23 protein-coding genes and 2 pseudogenes are annotated in these 20,995 nt (G+C 36.7%); 16 read left to right on the forward strand and 9 right to left on the reverse strand.

Going from position 1 to position 20,995, the window contains the following annotated elements; genetic code table 11:
- Positions 1-204: 204 nt before the first annotated feature.
- The 7 genes from murC (at position 205) to JFT89_RS24855 (ending at position 5,313) form a co-directional block, all read left to right on the forward strand.
- Positions 205-1,515, forward strand: a complete 1,311-nt coding sequence (murC, locus tag JFT89_RS24825) for a UDP-N-acetylmuramate--L-alanine ligase (RefSeq protein WP_002015598.1) — start codon at positions 205-207, stop codon at positions 1,513-1,515.
- 121 nt (positions 1,516-1,636) lie between these two features.
- A complete protein-coding gene (locus JFT89_RS24830; protein WP_002067594.1) occupies positions 1,637-2,050 on the forward strand; it encodes a MerR family transcriptional regulator in 414 nt (137 codons plus the stop codon).
- Complete coding sequence (locus JFT89_RS24835; RefSeq protein WP_201040858.1) at positions 2,040-2,936, forward strand: DMT family transporter; 897 nt, start codon at positions 2,040-2,042, stop codon at positions 2,934-2,936. Before JFT89_RS24830 ends, JFT89_RS24835 begins: the two co-directional genes overlap by 11 nt.
- Before the next feature lie 63 nt (positions 2,937-2,999).
- Positions 3,000-3,548: a GNAT family N-acetyltransferase gene (locus tag JFT89_RS24840; protein ID WP_002034364.1), complete on the forward strand. Its 549-nt coding sequence runs from the start codon at positions 3,000-3,002 to the stop codon at positions 3,546-3,548.
- Positions 3,545-4,036 (forward strand): GNAT family N-acetyltransferase, encoded by a 492-nt coding sequence (locus tag JFT89_RS24845; RefSeq protein ID WP_002138670.1) that lies wholly within the window; start codon positions 3,545-3,547, stop codon positions 4,034-4,036. The genes JFT89_RS24840 and JFT89_RS24845 overlap by 4 nt, the downstream gene beginning before the upstream one ends.
- A gap of 76 nt (positions 4,037-4,112) precedes the next feature.
- Positions 4,113-4,517, forward strand: a complete 405-nt coding sequence (locus JFT89_RS24850) for a PH domain-containing protein (RefSeq protein ID WP_002067599.1) — start codon at positions 4,113-4,115, stop codon at positions 4,515-4,517.
- 349 nt (positions 4,518-4,866) lie between these two features.
- Positions 4,867-5,313 (forward strand): lipoprotein, encoded by a 447-nt coding sequence (locus tag JFT89_RS24855; RefSeq protein WP_016095983.1) that lies wholly within the window; start codon positions 4,867-4,869, stop codon positions 5,311-5,313.
- A 39-nt stretch (positions 5,314-5,352) separates the two neighbouring features.
- On the opposite strand, the gene JFT89_RS24860 is transcribed toward JFT89_RS24855, so the two are convergent.
- The gene (locus JFT89_RS24860; protein WP_002067601.1) at positions 5,353-6,468 is read right to left on the reverse strand and encodes an aminopeptidase; all 1,116 of its coding nucleotides are present in this window, start codon (positions 6,466-6,468) and stop codon (positions 5,353-5,355) included.
- A gap of 187 nt (positions 6,469-6,655) precedes the next feature.
- On the opposite strand from JFT89_RS24860, the gene JFT89_RS24865 reads away from it, so the two are divergent.
- From JFT89_RS24865 to ccpA, 5 genes and pseudogenes are all read left to right on the forward strand, one after another.
- The gene (locus tag JFT89_RS24865; protein WP_016095984.1) at positions 6,656-7,165 is read left to right on the forward strand and encodes a DUF948 domain-containing protein; all 510 of its coding nucleotides are present in this window, start codon (positions 6,656-6,658) and stop codon (positions 7,163-7,165) included.
- A 2-nt stretch (positions 7,166-7,167) separates the two neighbouring features.
- Positions 7,168-7,494, forward strand: coding sequence for a bacillithiol system redox-active protein YtxJ (ytxJ, locus tag JFT89_RS24870; protein ID WP_002067603.1), 327 nt, complete (start codon positions 7,168-7,170; stop codon positions 7,492-7,494).
- A 113-nt stretch (positions 7,495-7,607) separates the two neighbouring features.
- Complete coding sequence (locus tag JFT89_RS24875) at positions 7,608-8,624, forward strand: CamS family sex pheromone protein (protein WP_002067604.1); 1,017 nt, start codon at positions 7,608-7,610, stop codon at positions 8,622-8,624.
- 68 nt (positions 8,625-8,692) lie between these two features.
- Positions 8,693-9,274: pseudogene (locus tag JFT89_RS30410) on the forward strand (bifunctional 3-deoxy-7-phosphoheptulonate synthase/chorismate mutase); the annotation flags it as partial.
- A gap of 276 nt (positions 9,275-9,550) precedes the next feature.
- The gene (gene ccpA, locus JFT89_RS24890) at positions 9,551-10,549 is read left to right on the forward strand and encodes a catabolite control protein A (RefSeq protein WP_002034370.1); all 999 of its coding nucleotides are present in this window, start codon (positions 9,551-9,553) and stop codon (positions 10,547-10,549) included.
- Positions 10,550-10,583: 34 nt separating this feature from the next.
- Here ccpA and JFT89_RS24895 read toward each other — a convergent pair whose 3' ends face one another.
- Together JFT89_RS24895 and JFT89_RS24900 are read right to left on the reverse strand one after the other, a co-directional pair.
- A complete protein-coding gene (locus JFT89_RS24895) occupies positions 10,584-10,946 on the reverse strand; it encodes a DUF4288 domain-containing protein (protein WP_002067607.1) in 363 nt (120 codons plus the stop codon).
- 15 nt (positions 10,947-10,961) lie between these two features.
- Positions 10,962-11,069, reverse strand: a pseudogene (locus JFT89_RS24900) (DUF3949 domain-containing protein); the annotation flags it as partial.
- A 111-nt stretch (positions 11,070-11,180) separates the two neighbouring features.
- Here JFT89_RS24900 and JFT89_RS24905 point away from each other — a divergent pair.
- Positions 11,181-11,453: a DUF3917 domain-containing protein gene (locus JFT89_RS24905; protein WP_000636592.1), complete on the forward strand. Its 273-nt coding sequence runs from the start codon at positions 11,181-11,183 to the stop codon at positions 11,451-11,453.
- 50 nt (positions 11,454-11,503) lie between these two features.
- Here the strand turns inward: JFT89_RS24905 and mscL are convergent, their stop codons facing one another.
- Positions 11,504-11,905, reverse strand: a complete 402-nt coding sequence (gene mscL, locus JFT89_RS24910; RefSeq protein ID WP_002015591.1) for a large-conductance mechanosensitive channel protein MscL — start codon at positions 11,903-11,905, stop codon at positions 11,504-11,506.
- Between the two features lie 128 nt (positions 11,906-12,033).
- Positions 12,034-12,960 carry a Gfo/Idh/MocA family protein gene (locus tag JFT89_RS24915; protein ID WP_016095989.1) on the reverse strand — a complete coding sequence of 309 codons (927 nt, stop codon included), beginning with the start codon at positions 12,958-12,960 and terminating at the stop codon, positions 12,034-12,036.
- A 281-nt stretch (positions 12,961-13,241) separates the two neighbouring features.
- Here JFT89_RS24915 and JFT89_RS24920 point away from each other — a divergent pair, with 281 nt between their 5' ends.
- Positions 13,242-13,529, forward strand: coding sequence for a hypothetical protein (locus JFT89_RS24920; RefSeq protein ID WP_201040860.1), 288 nt, complete (start codon positions 13,242-13,244; stop codon positions 13,527-13,529).
- Between the two features lie 52 nt (positions 13,530-13,581).
- Here JFT89_RS24920 and JFT89_RS24925 read toward each other — a convergent pair whose 3' ends face one another.
- The 4 genes from JFT89_RS24925 to acuA all read right to left on the reverse strand — a co-directional run bounded on the left by JFT89_RS24925 (position 13,582) and on the right by acuA (position 17,042).
- Positions 13,582-14,442 carry an alpha/beta fold hydrolase gene (locus tag JFT89_RS24925; protein WP_201040862.1) on the reverse strand — a complete coding sequence of 287 codons (861 nt, stop codon included), beginning with the start codon at positions 14,440-14,442 and terminating at the stop codon, positions 13,582-13,584.
- A gap of 142 nt (positions 14,443-14,584) precedes the next feature.
- The gene (acuC, locus tag JFT89_RS24930; RefSeq protein WP_080116915.1) at positions 14,585-15,751 is read right to left on the reverse strand and encodes an acetoin utilization protein AcuC; all 1,167 of its coding nucleotides are present in this window, start codon (positions 15,749-15,751) and stop codon (positions 14,585-14,587) included.
- Entirely contained in the window at positions 15,748-16,392 is a 645-nt protein-coding gene (locus tag JFT89_RS24935) for an acetoin utilization AcuB family protein (protein ID WP_016095993.1), read from the reverse strand. The genes acuC and JFT89_RS24935 overlap by 4 nt, the downstream gene beginning before the upstream one ends.
- 17 nt (positions 16,393-16,409) lie before the next feature.
- Positions 16,410-17,042, reverse strand: coding sequence for an acetoin utilization protein acetyltransferase AcuA (gene acuA, locus JFT89_RS24940; RefSeq protein ID WP_002112293.1), 633 nt, complete (start codon positions 17,040-17,042; stop codon positions 16,410-16,412).
- A gap of 176 nt (positions 17,043-17,218) precedes the next feature.
- Between acuA and acsA the strand changes: the two genes are divergently transcribed.
- Together acsA and JFT89_RS24950 are read left to right on the forward strand one after the other, a co-directional pair.
- Positions 17,219-18,937, forward strand: coding sequence for an acetate--CoA ligase (gene acsA, locus JFT89_RS24945; RefSeq protein WP_201040864.1), 1,719 nt, complete (start codon positions 17,219-17,221; stop codon positions 18,935-18,937).
- A 797-nt stretch (positions 18,938-19,734) separates the two neighbouring features.
- Positions 19,735-20,865 (forward strand): RNA-guided endonuclease InsQ/TnpB family protein, encoded by a 1,131-nt coding sequence (locus JFT89_RS24950; protein WP_016095994.1) that lies wholly within the window; start codon positions 19,735-19,737, stop codon positions 20,863-20,865.
- Positions 20,866-20,995: the final 130 nt, after the last annotated feature.

A 20,995-nucleotide genomic window follows, 5' to 3' on the forward strand; every position in this document is an offset into this window, starting at 1 on the left:
TCATAGTATAGCGGCTTGTTTTTTGCTATAATAAATGTGTTATGGACATAAAAGAAGTACGTACGAGTTTATCACTGATAAGTGAATATAAAAAGAAATTCACTGCATCAGAAATGTATGATGATTACCAAAATAAGAAAAGATTCATATACTGTCTTATAGATAGGCCGTTGTATTAGTTCGAAATGTTGGAGGTTCTTTAAGATGACAGTTTACCATTTTGTAGGAATTAAAGGAACAGGAATGAGTTCATTAGCACAAATTCTTCATGACATGAAGCATACTGTTCAAGGGTCTGATTATGAAAAGCGTTTCTTTACACAAACAGCATTGGAAAAGCGTGGTATTTCCATCCTTCCTTTTGATAAGAATAATATTAAAGAAGGACAAGTGATTATCGCAGGAAATGCATTTCCTGATACGCATGAAGAAATCGTAGCAGCAAAAGAATTAAATATCCCAGTACATCGTTACCATCACTTCTTAGGTGATCTTATGAATCAGTACACAAGTGTTGCTGTAACTGGTGCACATGGAAAAACATCAACAACTGGTTTGTTAGCCCATGTAATGCAAGGTGCACACCCAACATCATACCTTATTGGAGATGGAACGGGGCATGGGGTAGAAAATAGTAAGTATTTTGTATTTGAAGCTTGTGAGTATCGTCGTCATTTCTTGTCTTACTATCCAGACTATGCAATCATGACAAATATCGATTTCGATCACCCAGATTATTTTGCAGACATCAATGATGTATTTAATGCATTCCAAGAGATGGCATTGCAAGTGAAAAAAGGTATTATTGCATGTGGTGATGATGAAGAACTTCAAAAAGTTCAAGCGAAAGTACCTGTTATTTTCTATGGATTTGGAGAAGATAATGATTTCCAAGCACGTAACATTCAAAAGAGAACTGATGGTACTATATTCGATGTATTCGTTCGTAATACGTATTATGACACGTTCAAAATTACAGGATACGGCGATCACAGCGTATTAAATGCATTAGCAGTAATCGCGCTTTGTCATTATGAAAACGTTGATGTAGAAGCAGTTAAGCATCAGCTAACAACTTTTGAAGGCGTAAAACGTCGCTTTAATGAAAAGCCAATGGGAGAACAAGTTATCATTGATGACTATGCACACCATCCGACAGAAATTAATGCAACGATTGAAGCAGCTCGTCAAAAACATCCAGAGCGTGAAGTTGTCGCTGTATTCCAACCACATACATTCTCACGTACAGAGAAATTTTTAGATGAGTTCGCGGAAAGCTTAAGTAAAGCTGACCAAGTATACTTATGTGATATTTTCGGATCAGCACGTGAAAACAAAGGTGAATTAACAATTGAAGATCTGCAAAAACGTATCGATGGCGCAGAACTAATTACAGATACAACAACGGATGTGTTAAAGAAACATAAAAACGGCGTTCTTATTTTCATGGGCGCAGGTGACATCCAAAAATTCGAAGCAGCTTACGTAAAAGAAGTTCAAGTTGCAGAGAAGTAATAGAAAAGACGCATAGCTTGGCTGTGCGTCTTTTTTTGTTGTGTTCGATTTTTATTTATGTATTGACCTAGAGTTAGCTCTAGGTTGTAAGATGAATATGTAAAAACAAGGGGGAGAAAACATGTATAAAATCGGTGAAGTAGCAGAGCTAACAGGGATGGGTATTCATACTTTGCGCTATTATGAGAAACTAGGTTTATTGCCACCACCAACGCGAAATAGTGGTATTCGTCAGTATACAGAAGGTGATGTGCGCCTGTTAAAATTTTTATATTCATTAAAGCAAACTGGAATGTCTTTAGAAGAGATGGCTGAGTTTGCAAGTGACGGATGTATTATAGAGGAGATTAGACAGCGGGAAGAGGAAGTACCTGCGAAAATAAAAAAGAGGATTTCAATTTTAACAACACACTTAGATCGTTTAAAGGAACAGCAGGAGCAATTGCAAAAAGTAGTTTTGTTAACAGAGGAGAAGTTAGAAATTTATTATGGTTTTCTAGAAGAGAAAAACTCGGAGGCCAACAATGAAGAATAAAGTATACGCTCAGTTACTAGGGTTTGCGATTTTCACTGGTGGAACATTTAATGCTTCGAAATATGCGGTGCAATATTTCGAAGCGATTCATATAGCGGCATGGCGTTTTGGGATTGCTGCATTTGTGATGTTATGTCTGTTAAAAATACGAAAAGATTTTGAGGTGGAGGTATGGAGGCAGAATAGGGCTTATTACCTCTTGCTGGGTATTTTTGGTATATTTGGTTTTAACTTCTTTTTCTTTTTAGGTATGAAACATACAGAAGCTGTTAATGGTGCACTTATTATGGCGACGAATCCGCTCGTTACGACGCTGTTAGCAAGTGTTATTTTACGAGAAAAAATTATAAAGCGCCAAGGTATTGGAATGTTACTTGCATTACTTGGTGTTGTTTTTGTACTTACACAAGGTTCGTTTACAATACTACAAAGCTTATCATTTTCAAAAGGGGATTTTTATATTTTATTAGGGAATATTTGCTGGGCGTTATACGGTGTACTAGGCAGAAGGTTTATTAAAACTGGTAGCCCAATACAAACTACGACATATACGATGACGATTGGTGCTCTTGCCTTTATTGTGATATCTGTCACTCAAAAAAGTATAGTACCAGTTTTGGAAATTCCTTTGTTAGCTTGGGGAGCGATTCTCTTTATGGCAATTGGAATGAGTGTGCTCGGTTACTTATGGTGGAATAATGGAATTGCTCAAATTGGGGCAGCGAGAACATCATTATTTTTTAATGTAGTGCCTGTTGTTACAATGATTATTTCTTTTATTGAAGGAGTAAATATAACACCCGCACAATCTGTAGGAATGATATTGGTTGTTACGGGAGTATTATATTCTTCTGGTTTTATACAAATAAAACCGAAAAAAGTGTGAATATTCAACATTTTGCACCTGTAAGTGTTAGAATAATAAGAAAAATAAAAAGGGGCTAAAAACATGTTCACACTTCGAGTAGATGACGAAATCGAACTACAACTATTAGAAAAACATCATAAAGAGGGACTATATGAATTAATAGATCAAAATCGTAATCATTTAAGAAGATGGCTTCCGTGGGTAGATGGGACGAAATCAGCTGATGCGTATAATGAGATTTTTCCGATGTGGTTAAAGAAATTTGCAGAGGGCGATGGGTTTGAGGCTGGTATACGTTATAAAGGAAAGCTCGTTGGGATGGTGGGGATTCATCCGGTGAGCTGGGGTAAGAAAGCTACGAGTCTTGGTTATTATCTTGCAGAAGATGCTGGCGCGAAAGGTATTATGACGCGAAGTGTGAAGACTGTGCTTCATTACGCATTTGATAATTTAAAGCTGAATAAAATTGAAATTCGTTGCGGTGTTGAAAATGCGAAAAGTCGTGCGATTCCAGAACGTTTAGGTTTTAAATTAGATGGTATTTTAAGAGATGAAGAATGGATATATGATCATTTCCAAGATATCGCTGTGTATAGTTTACTAGCTTCAGAATGGAAGAAGATTCGATGAACGAGAAGATTTGTATTATTCCGTATGAAAGTATGTTTCAAGAGGAAGTAGTAGATCTTATCGTTCATATTCAGCGAAAAGAGTACAATGTCCCTATTACGAAAGAAGAGCAGCCGGACTTACTTGAAATAGAAACGTTCTATCAAAGGGACAACGGAAATTTTTGGGTAGCAACTTATGATGGGAAAGTAGTTGGAACGGTAGCTTTATTAGATATTGGAAAGCATCAAGTAGCGCTAAGAAAAATGTTCGTGAAGAAAGAGTTCCGCGGAAAAGAATGGGGCGCATCACATACGCTACTTCAAACGGCAATTTCTTGGGCGAAAGAAAAGAACTTGGAAGACATTTATTTAGGAACAACAGTTAAATTTCTAGCAGCACACCGTTTCTACGAAAAGAATGGTTTTCAAAGCGTGAGTATAGAAGAGTTGCCAAAAAGTTTTCCAGTGCTAGAGGTAGATAAGAAATTTTATAGGTATACTGTTTAAAAAGGTCATTCATAAATGGCCTTTTTTATGAACTGAAATGGAAAATATGGTATAATTTGGTTAGGGAGGTGCATGTATGGATTTTCCAATTCAAAGAAGTAAGTCAGCGGTAATTTTCGTTAGTCTCACATTAGCTTTTATGTTTGTGTATCCAATTGTCATGCTTTTCACAAATAAAGAGCAGTGGATGTCAGCGTTGATTGGAATGGGTTTATGCTTCATTGTAAATGTACCAATCGTTTGGGAAATATTTATTAAAAAACATAAGGTGGAAAATGGCGTATTAAAGTACGGTATTTTAAATGATGATGTTGTATTAAAAGATATAAGAATTGTTCGTCAAGTTGGGAAATCCCTTGAAATTACGACGAATGCATATAAAGTACATATGATTGCGATGCCGCAAGATATGACAAGTTTTTTGTCACTTGTTGAAAAAGAGAATCCACATGTGAAAATAGAAATGGTAGGTAAGAAATGAAATATGTAAAACTTTTGTCCCGCTATTTGCGGGCAGTAAGACTCCCACCTCAAAATTCGGCTGGAGCAAAGAAGTAAGGTGGGAGATCAACTGCCCGTAAACGCCCGATTGGTGAGGGCTAATAATCAGTGGGGGATGAACAAAACCCCCACTGATTAAAGTTTCACTTTATTTTGTTTGGAAATTTTGTTTGTGCTTGTTGGTTGCACTAGAGTATATATGAAATGGGATCTGCCCTTATATGTTCCAATATTAATAGGTACTATCGCAGTGACGCTTTTATTTTATTTTCATTTCCAGCAAGCAAAAAGCGAGAAAAGTAGCTCCATATAAAGTAGGGGGATTAGAAATGAAAAAAATCTGTATGTTATTTTTATTTTTGCTAACCACATCTATTCTTTTAATAGGATGTAGTGCGAAGAAAGAGAAGTCTGATGTTAGTTTAGAAAAGGCACAAAAAATTGAAATAGAATCGCTTATTGATTTGAGTGATAAAAAAACAATTACTGATAAGAAAGAAATCACAAAGTTGTTTGAATCAATCAAAATGGATGAGTGGGAAATGGAATCGGCTCCTATGGATACTCCGCAAGGGAAAACGTTTAAAATGTATCAAGAGGATACACCGAAATTATTGGATTCGAGTAAAGATAAAAAAGAGTTATATGAAATTGGTACTATGACAGTATATAAAGATGTCCCTTATGTTGAGGTTGAATTGAAAATTAATAAAATAAAAAATAAAAATAGTTTTAAAGTACCAGAAGATGTGGCTAAAAAATTATTAGAGTATTAATGAAAAAGCGCTCGGGATTCTATCCGAGCGCTTTTCATATTATTTTAAGTTCTCTGGGTTTAAAGCTTCTAGTTCAGTTACAACGAAGCGTCCGTCTTTACGGATTAATACGTCGTCGAAGTAAATTTCACCGCCGCCGTATTCAGGGCGCTGAATGCATACTAAATCCCAGTGAATGTTAGAGTTGTTGCCGTTCCATGCATCATCATAAGCTTGTCCAGGTGTGAAGTGGAAGCTGCCATCGATTTTTTCATCGAATAGAATGTCTCCCATTGGATGTAAGATGTATGGGTTTACGCCGATTGCGAACTCACCAACGTAGCGTGCGCCTTCGTCTGTATCGAAGATTTTGTTAATGCGCTCTGAATCGTTTGCAGTTGCATCAACGATTTGGCCATTCTCAAATTTAAGTTGTACATTTTCAAATGTATAGCCGTTGTAAGGTGATGGTGTGTTATAAGAAACTGTACCGTTAACAGAATCGCGAACTGGTGCAGAGTATACTTCACCATCTGGAATGTTTAAATGACCCGAGCATTTAATAGCTGGAATGTCTTTAATAGAGAATGTTAAGTCAGTTCCAGGGCCGGTTAAGCGAACCTTATCTGTTTTATTCATTAATGTAACAAGGCTATCCATCGCCTTATCCATTTTACCGTAGTCTAAGTTACAAACTTCGAAGTAGAAGTCTTCGAAAGCTTCTGTGCTCATTTTAGCAAGCTGCGCCATAGAAGCATTTGGGTAGCGAAGAACAACCCAGCGTGTTTTCGGAACACGGATGTCTCTATGAACTTTTTTGCCAATTGTTTGGCCGTGAACTTTCATACGTTCACTTGGAACGTCAGCTTGTTCGTTAATGTTATCACCAGAGCGAAGGCCGATATAAGCGTCCATATCTTTCATTACGCTCGCTTCATATGCAGCGATTTGTTCGAAATGTTCTTCAGTAGCACCCATTAATAAAGAGCGATCTACTTGATGATCTTTTAAAGAAACGAATGGGAAACCACCAGCTGCATATGCTTCTTTTACAAGTGCAGTTACAAGTTCTTTTTGTAAGCCAAAGTTTTCAATTAATACTTTTTCGCCTTTTTGTAAACGAATAGAGTAGTTAATTAAATTGTATGCTAACTTTTCAATGCGTGGATCTTTCATATGTAAAGCCTCCCTACTAATTATGTATCCTCTCCTATTGTAACCTACTTAGTGGAATTTGTTGAATCATTTATGTTAAAGTTAACGAATAAGTATGAAAATTCTAATGAAAAGATAGGGATTAGAATGAAACGGAAAATGATTGTATAATGGGAGAAAGTATGAAAAAGATAAAGGAAGTGATGAAATGCAAGTTCTTCTATATGTAAGTGCGGCTATTATCGCGGTTGCTTTCGCAGTATTAGTAGTGTATGTATGCAGAACGTTGTTATCGGTTCAGAAGACGTTAGAAAACGTTGCGAGCACGTTAGAAGGTTTAGAAAAGCAAATGCAAGGAATAAGCGTAGAGACGGAGCAATTATTACATAAGACAAATGCGTTAGCTGATGATATTCAACAGAAGTCACAGTCGCTAAATAAAGTAGTAGAAGGTGTGGATGGAATCGGAACGACGATCCACTCTTTAAATACGAAGCTTCGCAATGTATCAGAGTCTGTTACGGACGAAATTGAAAATAATGCAGATAAAGTAGCACAAGTTGTGCAATGGAGCAGTGCAGCAATTGAAGTATACAACCATTACCGTACTACGAGACAAGAGAAAAGGGTTGAAAAAGAAGAGCGTAAACTTGAGAGAGCTGAGCAGAAGGCTGAAAAGAGAGAGAAGCGCTCTAGACTTCGCATGAGAGGTGAGTAACGATGAGTATGATGAAGATTGAAACGATTGAAGAACTTGAAGCGTTAGTAGAAAAGAACGAGCCTTACGTTCTTTTTAAGCATAGTACGACATGCCCAATTAGTCACGGTGCATATACTGAGTTTCAAGCGTATTGCGGTGAAGAAAGAGAAGTGCCAGCATATTACTTATACGTACAAGAGGCGAGAGATGTTTCGAACCATGTTGCAGAGCAGTACAGCATTAAGCATGAATCTCCGCAAGTGTTATACATAAAAGATGGAATGGTAGTATGGCATACATCGCACTGGAATATAAAAAAAGAAGCATTAGAAGAGAATGTAAAATAGGGAGAGGCAAGCGAAGGGCTTGCTTCTTTTTTATTTTGTTGCAATATATTTAATGGTACACTATAGATACATTAAAACTAAGTAAATTGACTTTTGAAAGTGGGTTTTAAGCAATGAAGAAAATGGCGTTATGCATCGCAAGCTTAAGTTTATTACTGGGGGCTTGCAGCAATAATACTATTGAGAAGAAAGATGAAGTTGTACAGAAAGATACGAAAGAAAAAAGTATGATTCCAAGAAATGCTGTTTCTAAGGATTACTATAGAACTGTTATTCCTTTAAAAGAACAAAAGGTAATTAATACAGTTAATGTTAAAACTAATTCTAAACTAGATTTGGCAGAATATGAAAATGGTTTAATGAATATTGCTTCAAAACAATTCGATACAGAAAATTACGTATTACAATTAAATCAATATATTCCAGAGAAAACAATTGATGAATTAGTTACGAAACAAGAAGTACCAGTTTTGACTAATATTATAGAACAGGACTACTTCGGCAAACAGAATTCAAATGAACTAAGCTTATCTGGTGTTGTTATTGGTTTATCTATGTCTTCAAGTGTATCTAATGAGGAAGCTATTTCTAAAGGCACTGAAGTCGCTAAGGGGCTTATAGAAGCTATTAATAAAAATGATAAATATAACAAATCTCCAATTACATTTGCTATATTCAAGCAAGAAAGTACAAGTTCTTTAAAGAATGGTACTTATATTTCAAGCGCTACTGTTCAAAAGAACGAGACTAACCTTGGAAATTGGGATACTATTGATGAAAAGTCGTATTCGTATCCTTCTCAAGAATTTGAGGGGGCACATGGGGAAGATAATGATAAGCTAAAGAATTTTTCTAAAGCAATGAAGGCATTTTCTCCAGGAGATTATATCCCTGTTAATGCTAAGATTTCTTATAAGCAAAATAAGATGGATAAATTAAAGATGGATATTGTCGTTAAATATAACGGTAAGTCAGAATTAATGGCACTCTCTCAAACGGCTGCTCAAAGTATGTTAGAACAATTTCCTAAAGATGCTAAAGTTCAATTACAAATAAAGTCCGAGAATAAAATCGAGGCTGTTATTATAAAAGAGAAGAACAGCGATAAACCGTTTGTTTCTTTCTTATAATGAAAAGACAGTTTTTAAGCTGAGGCTACTGAAAAAGTGAATACTTGGAGAAAAACATTTCGAATTTCCTAAAGATGTTGAAAGAAGAAAGGAGGTCATTACCTGTACATAGTAGGGAATGCCCTCTTTTTTCTTATGAAATAGACTCTTTCAGTGCCTTCTTTAAAGTGTCAGATTATGTTGATGTTATTCAAATTGGCGCTCGCAATATGCAAAACTTTGAACTGTTAAAGGCAGCTGGTGCTGTAAATAAACCAATATTATTAAAGGGTGGTTTATCAGCAACAATTGAAGAATTTATTAATGCAGCAGAATATAGTATGGCAGAGGGGAATGGTAATATCATTTTATGTGAGCGTGGTATTCGCACATATGAAACAGCAACGCGTAATACGCTTGATATTTCCGCTGTGCCAATTTAAAAGAAAGAAACACATTTACCTGTTGTTGTCGATGTAACGCATTCTACAGGGCGACGTGACCTTCTCTTACCGTTTGCAAAAGCGGCTATGGCAATTGGTGCTTTTGCTATTATGGCTGAAGTATATCCAGACCCAGCAGTTGCATTATCAGATGCAGCGCAGCAAATGGACATTCCAGAATTCAATGAGTTTATGAAAGAATTAAAAGCATTCGGAAGTAAATTATAAAAAGATTTCTTAGTCTATGTAGCCCTTGTTACATAGCTTTTTTACAAAAATTGACCTTTTTTGCATAAAAAATACGAAAATACGAGAAAAGAAGCGAATTTTTTCGAAACTTTTGCGGGAAAATATTGTATGACCCTGTGTTTTTAGCGTATCATTAGTAAAAGGAAGAACTCGGGACGATTGTTGGCATCTGCAAATAGAGTTGATGTCTTTTTTTCATTCAAGTGAACCGATACATAAAAATAGATAACATAAATAGAAGGAGTGTGCGAAGAGATGAACGTAACAATCTATGATGTAGCGCGTGAAGCAAATGTTTCAATGGCTACCGTATCACGCGTTGTGAATGGTAACCCAAATGTAAAGCCTACAACAAGAAAGAAAGTATTAGAAGCAATTGATCGTTTAGGATACCGCCCGAATGCGGTAGCACGTGGACTAGCAAGTAAGAAGACAACTACAGTGGGTGTTATTATTCCTGATATCTCAAATACGTTTTATGCAGAACTTGCTCGTGGAATTGAAGATATCGCAACAATGTACAAATATAACATCATTTTAAGTAACTCTGACCAGAACAAAGAGAAAGAGTTCCACTTATTAAATACGATGCTTGGGAAACAAGTGGACGGGATTGTTTTCATGGGTGAAGATATTACAGATATTCACGTTGAAGAGTTCAAAAAATCTCCAGTACCAATTGTATTAGCAGCGTCATTTGATGAACAAAATGAAACTTCATCAGTAAATATTGATTATACACAAGCAGCTTACGATGCAATGAAGCATTTCATTGAGCAAGGACATAAACGTATCGGTTTCGTCTCTGGTCCTTTCATTAATAAAGCAGGAAGCGCGAAGAAGTTACAAGGTTATAAAAAAGCTTTAGAAGAAGCAGGTATTTCATATGATGAAAATCTTATAATTGATGGAGATTACACATATGATTCAGGTATAGAAGCGTTTGAAAGACTTTGGGGCATGGATGAAAAACCAACAGCAATCTTCGTATCTTCTGATGAAATGGCACTAGGTGTAATCCACGCAGCACAAGACGCGGGATTAAACGTACCAACTGATATCGAAGTGCTTGGTTTTGACAACACACGTCTTGCATTAATGGTTCGTCCGCAACTTTCAACAGTTGTACAACCAATGTATGATATCGGTGCAGTAGCAATGCGTCTACTAACGAAATATATGAACAAAGAAAAAGTAGAAGATCACTCAGTTATCTTACCTCACCGTATCCAATTTAGAGATTCAACGAAGTAAGAATAAGAGAGCTCACAGCGATAGCTGTGAGCTTTTATTCATATTCAGGATAATGATGTTTAACTACTGTATCTACACTTTCAGTTTTCTTAACATGTAAAAAGCGTGCATATAATTCTTTTCCTGTCTCAAATGGTGTGTCATCTAATTCGAAAACATGCAACACTTTTCTAAACGTCCATGTTACTTGCTCACCGTACATATTATCGTACGTATCTTCAGACTGTAGAGCTATCTTTTCACCTAGCTCATGAGCTTCCTCTAAACTGTTCGCCTTAACGAGAATGATACTTTCTTCAAAAAGTGTATCGTGATTCTCTTCATAATGTTCATCAATTTTACTAGGATTAGGCTCACTTGAATGGACAGATTCAAATAATAATTTTACAGCATACACATGAGATCAGTCTCCTTATGCTGAATGTTTTACTTTATAAACAATACTCGCGATAAGTGAAGCGGGTATTGTAAATACGTTACTTTGATAATGATAATGTATTTGGGATTCTTCATAAGACATTCGCTACAGTGGGGGAGATTCCTTGTTATATGTCACACAAGTGCAAATTTAACTATTATAGGGCAATGTCATGTATAATAGAAAGAAAAGGCTTGTGAGGGGGGAGAAGAGATGATCGTTCTTTGGATAATTACGCTTTGCATGACTGCTATTTTTGCATATATGACGTTAAAACAAAATGGCTTAAAGCGATTTGTTCCAGGAAGTATTCTTGCAGGAATCGCCCTTATCACGTATGTAATTTCTATTTTTATTGAAAGTGTATCAGTGGACATGAGCACAAGTTTAATGTTCATGGGTATTACACTATTTGCAGGTAGTATTATGGTACTTATGGTTGCTGGTATTATTTTATTTATTCATATGAATTCGGAAACGTTATAGCATATAAAAAAAGGCATGTCCCGAGGGGGCATGCCTTTTTATCCGTTCAATTATGCTCTATCTTTAGAAGAGTTTTGTTGTTTTAGTAAGTCGCGAATTTCGCCAAGAATTTCTTCTTCTTTTGTTGGTTCTGGAAGTTCTTCTTTCTTTTCTTCTTCTTCTCTTTTAGATGTTAGTTTGTTGAAAACTTTAACAAACATAAAGATAGCAGCTGCAATAATTAAGAAATCAAAAATAGTTTGGATGAAGTTACCATACATAATAGATGATTTACCGAATGTAAGTTTTAAATCTGTAAAGTTAACGCCGCCCAGTACCATACCAAGTAATGGTGTGATGATATCTTTTACTAAAGAACTAACGATTTTACCGAATGCAGCACCGATTACAACCCCGACAGCTAAATCGATTACATTCCCTTTGAATGCGAATTTTTTAAACTCGTTCCACATGTGTTAATCCCATCCTTTCCACGATTCAATATGAAATTTATAATTCCTATCAACATATTCTATAGAAATTTGTGAGAGAAATAAAGAGGAAATGGGAATGAAAGTAAATTCTGAAAAATGTATCCGTTTTAATTTTTAGTTGCATTCTCCAGTAGAGATTGCAACAGTTGCTGCGTTTTTAATCCTTCTAATCCATCTACAACAGGTTTTGTATCTCCGTGAACACATTCGATAAAATGATGAACAGCATCTTCAAAACCGCGCTGTTTTAACGTCGTATCCCATGATGGTGAACCGCTTTGCGAAACGGAGTTTTCTTGTTCAATTTCAAATGTATTCATATTTTTTACGCGAATAATTTTCCCTGTCGTTACAAGTTCAATTTGTTCTAAGTTTGTACCTGCATGGCGATGCATCGCGGTAGAAAGTAACAGTCCACTTGGAGTTGTATATGTATGATGTCCGTAAAGAAGTTCGTTCTTTTCATTGATTTGCATCATATTATGAACGATGTTAAGGTCATCGTTAGCTAACCAGCGAGCAGTATCTACAATATGTAGGTAATCATCTAACATAGTAAAGTCATACGTATATGGCCCCACTTTATTTGTGCGGTGCTTTTCAATTCGAATCCATGAAATATCATTAGCTTGATCTTTGGCAGCAACGTACATAGGAACGAATCGGCGATTAAATCCGACCATCAACTTTCGGTTATACTTCTCGCTCAACTCGACTAGTTTCTCAGCTTGTTCTACTGTAGCTGCTAGCGGCTTATCAACATAAACATCGATTCCTTTTTTCAGAAGTTCAGAAACGATTTCATAATGTGTAGCAGTTGAACTATGAACGAAGATTGCATCGCATTCCGAAGCTAACGTTTCAATAGAATGAAAGTCTTGAATGCGGTATTGCTGGCAAACTTGTTTCCTTTTCTCCGCGTTAGGTGTAAACGCCCCTACAAAATTCCAATCTGTTTCTTTTGTAAGTGTTGGAAGATAGGCTTTTTGTGCGATACTTCCAAGTCCAATCATCCCAATTTTAGGTTTGTTCATGTTTATTCCCACCCTATTAATATTGATGTAACGGGTTAAATGTAGCATAGGGTGGGGGAGGAAGGCAAAAATTAGCTTCTTACTTACGTCCTTCTAACAAAATCTTTTCTATTTCTGCAAAGTTATGAGCGCGAGTATGTTGTAATGAAGGGAGCATCATTATTGTCGGAATGCCTATGACTGTAAGGAAAAGGATATATAAGGTAATTTATGTTAAAATTTAAAAGGGAATAAAAGATCTGTGCCAACACGCACGATAGTTTGAGAGGGAGTGCTAGATTTTGGGGGCTGAATTAAAGGATAATAAATTAAACAAGGCTGTAAAGATTGGAACTAATATCGTACTTATTTTATTAATTATCGGTGCAATACAAATGTTTTATGATGAAGATTCTACAAATGATCATTTCGGTGGATTATTTATGATGGTCTTTTTTGGAATTAAAATAATTTCTAATTTTATGATGAGTATAAAAGAAGGAGATAAAAATGCAGTATTACTTGATGTGGGTTTAGTTATTATTTCTTGTGTTCTTTTATTTGTTTTTAGTGTGAAATATTTCTTTTGAAAAAAGCTCATAGTCTTATAGAGACTGTGAGCTTTCCTTAATAATAGCGGTACTAGTGTAACGATTTATAAAATATTTGAGTAGTAGAAGTAAACTGAGCAGCTTCTTCTAAAAAAGGGTAATGGTTACTCTCCTCAAATGGAATGAAGATAGAATTACGTATACCCTTATGCATCTCGATAGAATACTGAATTGGGCACTGTAAATCATGTCTTCCGCATATAATAAGGGTCTTTGTTTGGATGGAGGGTAAATTTTCTCTTAAATCAAATGACGGATATTCATTGGTGAAAGAGTTCATCCGGCTAGCGGACATTGTTTTTTGGATTGGTTTACAAAAATAAGAGTTGTAGTTTTCAGGTTCAAACAATGATAATTGGGTTCTCTTAGTAGATAATTCTTTTCGTTCTGCATTTGTAAGATGAGGGCTTTTCAAGTTTTCGATGAGTTCTTGCATATAATGAAACTGTGGATGTTTTGGATGATAAATACAAAATGGTGTTTCGGTATAGTTACTTGCTGCGGCTCCAACGACGACTAATGATTGTAAGGAATTTGAATATGTAATCGCATATAAAAGTCCAAGCATACCACCTGTTGAATGACCGGCGAAATGCCATATTGGAAGTTGTAAAGCTTCTCGTATTGCTTCTAAGTCGTGAATTGTTTCAATCATACTTAATTCTTTTTCTGAATTGGCTTTTGCGGAGTTACCAGCGTCTCGTAAATTAATAAGAAATACACGATGCGTAGCAGTGAAAACATCCGCAAAGTAATCACCAGTTTCATTAAATTGTGAATAGTGATGTGTAATGCAAAGCGGTTCGCCATTTCCTTTTGTAAAGAGTTCGAATGTGCCGCGTTTCGTGTTGATTATTTGTTGTTTCCACATAGTGTCACTACCTTTTCTCATTAGAGTTGGGGTTAGTTCATTAATAAATAAAAATATATCATCGATTCGACACGGGATATCGATTTAACGACAAAACACAACAATAGTAGCAAACAAACTATAAAAGAAAGAAGGCTGTTCAAAAAGCGAGCCTCCTCTCTGTTTAATATAAAGATTTTGTCATATTATTCCGAATAATTTCAAGGGATTTCGCTACAGTTAATGCATTCTTTTCTTCAATTTCTGGTTTACGGGGGATAGGTTTATACATGTTGTCTGGATCTTCCCATGTGAGAGGAAGGTCGGTTTTTGCTTGTCCTTTCCAAGCGTCAATCCATTCTGGAGGGAGATAACCTGAGATGTTTTGGATGTTGTTCATTTCGAGCCAAATAAGTGCCCAAGCTCTTGGGACGACGCGCCAGTGGTCATAGCCACCGCCGCCGACAGCGATCCAGCGACCATCGCAATATTCATTAGCGATTTCGCGAGCGAGCTTCGGTATTTCACGGTAAATGTTCATCGTTGCGCAAAGGTGTGTAAGTGGATCGTAATAATGTGCATCAGCACCATTTTGCGTTAAAATAATATCCGGTTTAAAGTATGCTGCCACTTCTTTTACAACTGTTCGATATGAATCTAAAAACGATGCGTCTTCTGTAAAAGCGTCGAGTGGAACGTTAAAAGAATAATTATATCCATTTCCTTGTCCACGTTCATTTACTGCGCCAGTTCCAGGAAATAAATAACGCCCAGTTTCGTGTAATGAAATGGTGCATACGTTAGGATCGTCGTAAAAAGACCATTGTACCCCGTCACCGTGATGAGCATCTGTATCAATATATAAAACGCGTAAACCGTATTTCTTCTGAATATATTTCATTGCGATAGAGCTATCGTTATAAATACAAAAGCCTGATGCTTTACCACGGAAGCCATGATGTAAGCCGCCGCCTAAATTGAGGGCGTGCTTTACTTTTCCGGAAAGAACAGCATCGACAGCTGTTAATGTTCCGCCAACGAGTAATGCACTTGCTTCATGCATATTGGGAAACATCGGTGTATCTTCTGTTCCGAGTCCGTATGTCATCGCAATTGATTTTTCTAACTTACCTTCTCCAGCACGTTTTACCGCATTTATGTACTCCTCTGTATGAACGTAGGCAATCTCTTCATCTGTAGCCATCCGTGGCGCGATGACTTGAGAGGGAGAGATAAAACCGCTCTTTTGTAATAAGTCATAGGTAAGTGTGACGCGTAGTTGGTTAAAAGGATGATCAGGGCTAAAAGAATAGCCCCGAAAGTCATCCGAATAAATGAAGGCGCTGCTCATGCTTGCATCCCCATTATGTTTGGCCATAATACGCGGTAACCCTCTGCTTCAAGTGCATCAATCACTTTTAGAGGATTCATCGTTTGAATGCGAAAAACGAGTACTTTATCATTCTCATCTTTTGCTGGATAGACGAGAACGCTCACAATATTAATTTGTAAATCACTAAAAATAGCAACGACTTTTCCAAGAATACCAGGTTCATTTTTTACTTGAATTTCAATTTGTGAACTTGGTTGATGTGCACCTGTTAATTTTACTAACGTGTGCAGTACTGTAGATTCGGAAATGATACCTATGAGTTTTCCAGCTTTCGTAACAGGAAGACAGCCTATTTTATTTTCGAAAAATAAAGTAGCAATTTCCTCAACGAAATCGAGAGGATGGCAAGTCATGACAGGGTGTTTCATAATAAGTTCGAGCGGTTGCTGTAGCATATCGAGTGAAACTTGTTCATCAAGAATTGATGGACTTGCATCTCTTACATCCCGGTCAGAAATAATGCCTACTACGTGATTATTTTGATCGACAATTGGAATGTGCCGAATACCTTTCGTACGTATCGTTCGGATTGCTGTTTCGATTGTGTCATCTGGATGCAATGTTACTACATTTTGATTCATAATTTCTTCTACAATCATTCCAGTTGCCCCCTTTATTAATACATAAAACGATTGTGAAAACGTAGACGATCGAATGCTTGAATGGAATCCGTATCGACGCGCTTACCGATGCGAACCATTAAACAGTTAGCGGGGTGTGAACAAATTTCAGGATCGTCTGTAGCCATCCATTGTAAACCACCGGCATTCATCATTTTTTCCATTACTTTTCGGTATTCCCAAACATTTAAGCCTGTTTGTTTTAAATCCCAGTGCCAATAATATTCAGTCGTTAATATAATGTAATCTTCCATATGATCGTCCATCATTGAAACTTCTAATAAGTTTTTTCCGACAGAGCAACCGCGAAAGGCTGGGACAACTTCAATCGCCCCGAGTTCAATTAAGTTTTCAATCTTTCCTTCTGACCATCGCTCGAGCGGATCAGGATATAAGTATGTAACATATCCAACGATCGTTTGGTCATGTCTAGCAATAATGAGACGAGCTTCTGGTAATTTAGAAATTTCGACAATTGCTTTATATTGCTGCTCGGCAGGACGAAACGCAATTAAGTCTGGATGAAATTCATACATTTCTAAGTTATGTGTAGAGACAGGACCTTCAATAATTAAAGTGCCTTTCGCTGTTTTTAAGTTTCTGGCATTATATATTTTTTTATGAATCAATTTATTGCTCACCACCTTGAGGGTTTGTGAATCTATTAATATCGTACTTTATAATATATGCGATGTGAATCGAATTTTGTCATTAAAAATTTGTCTAAAAATCAACAAAAATACTGAAAATTTTAAATAATGTTATTATAATAGATAATAGAATACATAGGAGGGGGATGTAAAGTATGAAAGTGGAAACGCTTCCTGTCATTAAAGGAGAAAATAATTTGCCGAATTATGAAGAAGCATACGCGAATTTTAACTGGGAAGAGGTTAATGAAAATTTTACTTGGAATGAAACTGGCCGAGTAAATATGGCGTATGAGGCAATTGATAAGCATGCGAAATCCGATCGAAAGAATAAAGTAGCACTTTATTATCAAGATGGATCGCGAAAAGAGAAATATACGTTTAAGGAAATGAAGGATTTTTCTAATAAAGCAGGAAATGTCCTGAAAAACTATGGCGATGTTGAGAAAGGCGATCGCGTTTTTATTTTTATGCCGCGTTCCCCAGAATTATATTTCGCACTTTTAGGTGCAGTGAAATTAGGGGCAATTGTTGGACCATTATTTGAAGCATTTATGGAAGGCGCAGTTCGCGATCGTTTAGAAGATAGCGAAGCTAAGGTGTTAATTACAACTCCTGAATTGTTAGAGCGCATACCATTAAATGATTTACCTGCTTTAAAAACAGTCTTCCTTGTTGGAGACAATGCAGAAGAAGGCGGTAAAACTGTAGCGTTCAATCCTTTATTTGAACAAGCTTCAAAAGAATTACATATCGAGTGGTTAGGCCGTGAAGACGGTTTAATTCTACATTACACATCTGGTTCTACTGGTAAGCCAAAAGGCGTCCTTCATGCTCAAAACGCAATGGTTCAGCACTATCAAACAGCGAAATGGGTATTAGATTTAAAAGAAGATGATGTATATTGGTGTACAGCTGACCCAGGCTGGGTAACTGGAACAGCTTACGGTATTTTTGCACCGTGGTTAGTGGGAGCATCAAATGTTATTTTAGGTGGACGCTTTAGTCCAGAAGCGTGGTATGAAGCGTTACAAGATTACGGTGTAACAGTTTGGTATAGCGCACCAACAGCGTTCCGTATGTTAATGGGAGCTGGACAAGACACAATTAAAAAATATGATTTATCACAAGTGCGTCACGTATTAAGTGTTGGTGAGCCATTAAATCCAGAAGTAATTCGCTGGGGTATGAGCGCATTTGGACTTCGTATTCATGATACGTGGTGGATGACAGAAACAGGTGGACAAGTTATTTGTAACTATCCTTGTATGGAAATCCGTCCAGGTTCAATGGGTAAACCAATTCCAGGTGTGAAAGCAGCGATTGTTGATAATGAAGGAAATGAAGTGCCTCCATACACAATGGGGAATTTAGCGATTGGTAAAGGTTGGCCAGCTATGATGCGTGGAATCTGGAATAACCCACAAAAATATGATTCTTACTTCATGCCAGGAGATTGGTACGTATCAGGAGACTCTGCCTATATGGACGAAGATGGATACTTCTGGTTCCAAGGACGTATTGATGATGTAATAATGACGTCAGGTGAGCGCGTTGGTCCGTTTGAAGTAGAAAGTAAACTAATCGAGCACGCTGCTGTAGCAGAAGCTGGTGTAATTGGTATTCCTGATCCAGTACGCGGGGAAATCATTAAAGCATTTATCGCGCTTCGCGTGGGATACGAACCGTCTGATGAATTAAAAGAAGAGATTCGTCAATTTGTGAAAAAAGGCCTAGCAGCTCATGCAGCGCCAAGACAAATTGAATTTAGAGATAAATTACCGAAAACGAGAAGTGGTAAAATTATGCGCCGCGTATTAAAAGCGTGGGAATTAAACTTACCAACAGGTGACTTATCAACGATGGAAGATTAAGAGAGAAAGGTCTGAACGAAACAACGTTCAGACCTTTCTTTTTTATGTTATGATGAACTTATATATACGTGTTGGAAGGGGAGAAGGAAATGAGAACAGAAAAAGAAAAGATGATACAAGGGTAACTAACTGTTACGATTTATTTAACCAATTATAACCAAAGTTAATTAAATATATCAGTAAGCCCTGCTAGTCAAGTGATTGGCTAGTAGTGAGGGTTAACTGCGGGCAATCCCTAAAGCTGATTGAACTACAACGTGGCTAGAAATAGCGAGCGTGAATGTCGCGAAAGCAGAAAAAATCAATCAGATCGTGCAAGGTTAAATCCTAAACACTAGAACAATGGGTCTTCCGCCTCGAATCATCTAAGTCAAAATGGATAAGATGAACGTTCAACGACTATCTCGTATAACTGACGAGAGTACATCACAAGCCTATGGTGATGGAAAAATCCTCTATCTCTAAAGAGATAAACATATAGTCTGCGCTCATGTGAAAACATGAGAAGTTCATAAGAGAACTGGCTAAGGAATTGCGCCCTTAGTTGAACAAGATAAATTTTATTGAATCTATCAAACTTTATTGAAAATATCGAACATACGTGCTATGTTAGGTTCAATGAGGTGAGAATAATAATGAAATTTTCACGAGTTAGTCAAGTATCAGAATTAACAGGTTTGCATCCGAGTAGTCTCAGGAGAATGCTGGTGGAACACGCTACTATTCAGAAGAACCAATCTTTCATTATCTGAAAGGTGAGTGCCCGAATAATCGCACAGTAAAGGAGTTTAATTCTGATGATATTAGCGAAGAAAGTCAGACTGATTCCAACGCCTGAACAAGAAAAAGTGCTTAGAAACCATGCTGGTGCTGCAAGATTCGCTTATAACTATTGTAAAAGAATGAGTGATAGATACTATAAGCTATTTGGAAAATCTGTTTCACAGTTAGCTTTACAGAAGCGATTTACAAAGATCAAGAAGCGAAAGAGATATGAGTGGTTAAATGACATCAACGCACAAGTTCCCAAACAGGCTTCAAAAGATTTTGATAAGGCGAGGAAAAATTCGTTCAAAAAGTACAAAAATGGTTATCACACTTCTTATAAATCCAAAAAAGATTTAATCCAAGGATTTTATGCCAATTATGAAAGACTGATTATAGGAAAGAAAGTAGTTCATATTCAGTCTATCGGAGAAGTGAAAACAAGCCAACAACTACCAAGAAACAAAAAAACATCCAATCCAAGAGTTACCTTTGATGGTCGTCACTGGTGGATTAGTGTAGGATTCCAAGAAGACTTTGAATCACAAGAACTAACCAATGAGTCGATTGGTGTGGATGTTGGTTTAAAAGAGCTGTTTGTAGCTTCTAATGGTACGAAAGAACGAAATATAAACAAAGATGCCAAGGTTAAAAAACTTTTGAAAAGGAAAAAGTCAGCACAAAGAGATATGTCTAGGCGATTTAAAAAAGGTGTAAAAATTCAGTCTGCTGGATATGAAAAAGCTAAAACTGAGCACCTGCGGTTATCTAGGGAAATTACGAATATCCGAAATAACCATATCCATCAAGCAACAGCTAAATTGGTGAAAACCAAACCAATGAGGATCGTTGTGGAAGACTTACCTATCTCAAACCTGTTAAAAAACAAAAAACTATCGAAAGCATTTTCATTTCAAAAATTAAACTTCTTCTTTCAATGTTTATCATACAAGTGCGAAAAGTATGGCATTGAGTATGTAAAAGCTGATAAATGGTTCGCCTCAAGCAAGATTTGCTCATGTTGCGGAGTGAAATACGACCATTCAGTTCAACCAGAAGGACAGTGGAGTTTAAAGGTTCGTGAATGGAACTGTGTTGGGTGCAATAGCCATCACGATAGGGATTTAAATGCTTCGATAAATTTATCAAGATGGGTAAAATAATTGCTTGATAATAGGAGGTAACGATACTGCCTCGTGTGGAGTGTTATACCCCTCGTCCCTTCGGGGTTGCGAGAACACTTTGAAGCACTAACTTGTATAAATTTGATTGAATTGTATAGATTTAGTTAAG

This window comes from Bacillus sp. TH25 (assembly GCF_016650935.1).
GTDB classification, from domain to species: Bacteria; Bacillota; Bacilli; order Bacillales; family Bacillaceae_G; genus Bacillus_A; species Bacillus_A mycoides.

Bases quoted from the DNA above. Each gene is read 5' to 3' on its own strand.
- murC (WP_002015598.1), top strand. From the start codon at position 205: ATGACAGTTTACCATTTTGTAGGAATTAAAGGAACAGGAATGAGTTCA.
- JFT89_RS24830 (WP_002067594.1), top strand. From the start codon at position 1,637: ATGTATAAAATCGGTGAAGTAGCAGAGCTAACAGGGATGGGTATTCAT.
- JFT89_RS24835 (WP_201040858.1), top strand. From the start codon at position 2,040: ATGAAGAATAAAGTATACGCTCAGTTACTAGGGTTTGCGATTTTCACT.
- JFT89_RS24840 (WP_002034364.1), top strand. From the start codon at position 3,000: ATGTTCACACTTCGAGTAGATGACGAAATCGAACTACAACTATTAGAA.
- JFT89_RS24845 (WP_002138670.1), top strand. From the start codon at position 3,545: ATGAACGAGAAGATTTGTATTATTCCGTATGAAAGTATGTTTCAAGAG.
- JFT89_RS24850 (WP_002067599.1), top strand. From the start codon at position 4,113: ATGGATTTTCCAATTCAAAGAAGTAAGTCAGCGGTAATTTTCGTTAGT.
- JFT89_RS24855 (WP_016095983.1), top strand. From the start codon at position 4,867: ATGAAAAAAATCTGTATGTTATTTTTATTTTTGCTAACCACATCTATT.
- JFT89_RS24860 (WP_002067601.1), bottom strand. From the start codon at position 6,468: ATGAAAGATCCACGCATTGAAAAGTTAGCATACAATTTAATTAACTAC.
- JFT89_RS24865 (WP_016095984.1), top strand. From the start codon at position 6,656: ATGCAAGTTCTTCTATATGTAAGTGCGGCTATTATCGCGGTTGCTTTC.
- ytxJ (WP_002067603.1), top strand. From the start codon at position 7,168: ATGAGTATGATGAAGATTGAAACGATTGAAGAACTTGAAGCGTTAGTA.
- JFT89_RS24875 (WP_002067604.1), top strand. From the start codon at position 7,608: ATGAAGAAAATGGCGTTATGCATCGCAAGCTTAAGTTTATTACTGGGG.
- ccpA (WP_002034370.1), top strand. From the start codon at position 9,551: ATGAACGTAACAATCTATGATGTAGCGCGTGAAGCAAATGTTTCAATG.
- JFT89_RS24905 (WP_000636592.1), top strand. From the start codon at position 11,181: ATGATCGTTCTTTGGATAATTACGCTTTGCATGACTGCTATTTTTGCA.
- mscL (WP_002015591.1), bottom strand. From the start codon at position 11,905: ATGTGGAACGAGTTTAAAAAATTCGCATTCAAAGGGAATGTAATCGAT.
- JFT89_RS24915 (WP_016095989.1), bottom strand. From the start codon at position 12,960: ATGAACAAACCTAAAATTGGGATGATTGGACTTGGAAGTATCGCACAA.
- JFT89_RS24925 (WP_201040862.1), bottom strand. From the start codon at position 14,442: ATGAGAAAAGGTAGTGACACTATGTGGAAACAACAAATAATCAACACG.
- acuC (WP_080116915.1), bottom strand. From the start codon at position 15,751: ATGAGCAGCGCCTTCATTTATTCGGATGACTTTCGGGGCTATTCTTTT.
- JFT89_RS24935 (WP_016095993.1), bottom strand. From the start codon at position 16,392: ATGATTGTAGAAGAAATTATGAATCAAAATGTAGTAACATTGCATCCA.
- acsA (WP_201040864.1), top strand. From the start codon at position 17,219: ATGAAAGTGGAAACGCTTCCTGTCATTAAAGGAGAAAATAATTTGCCG.
- JFT89_RS24950 (WP_016095994.1), top strand. From the start codon at position 19,735: ATGATATTAGCGAAGAAAGTCAGACTGATTCCAACGCCTGAACAAGAA.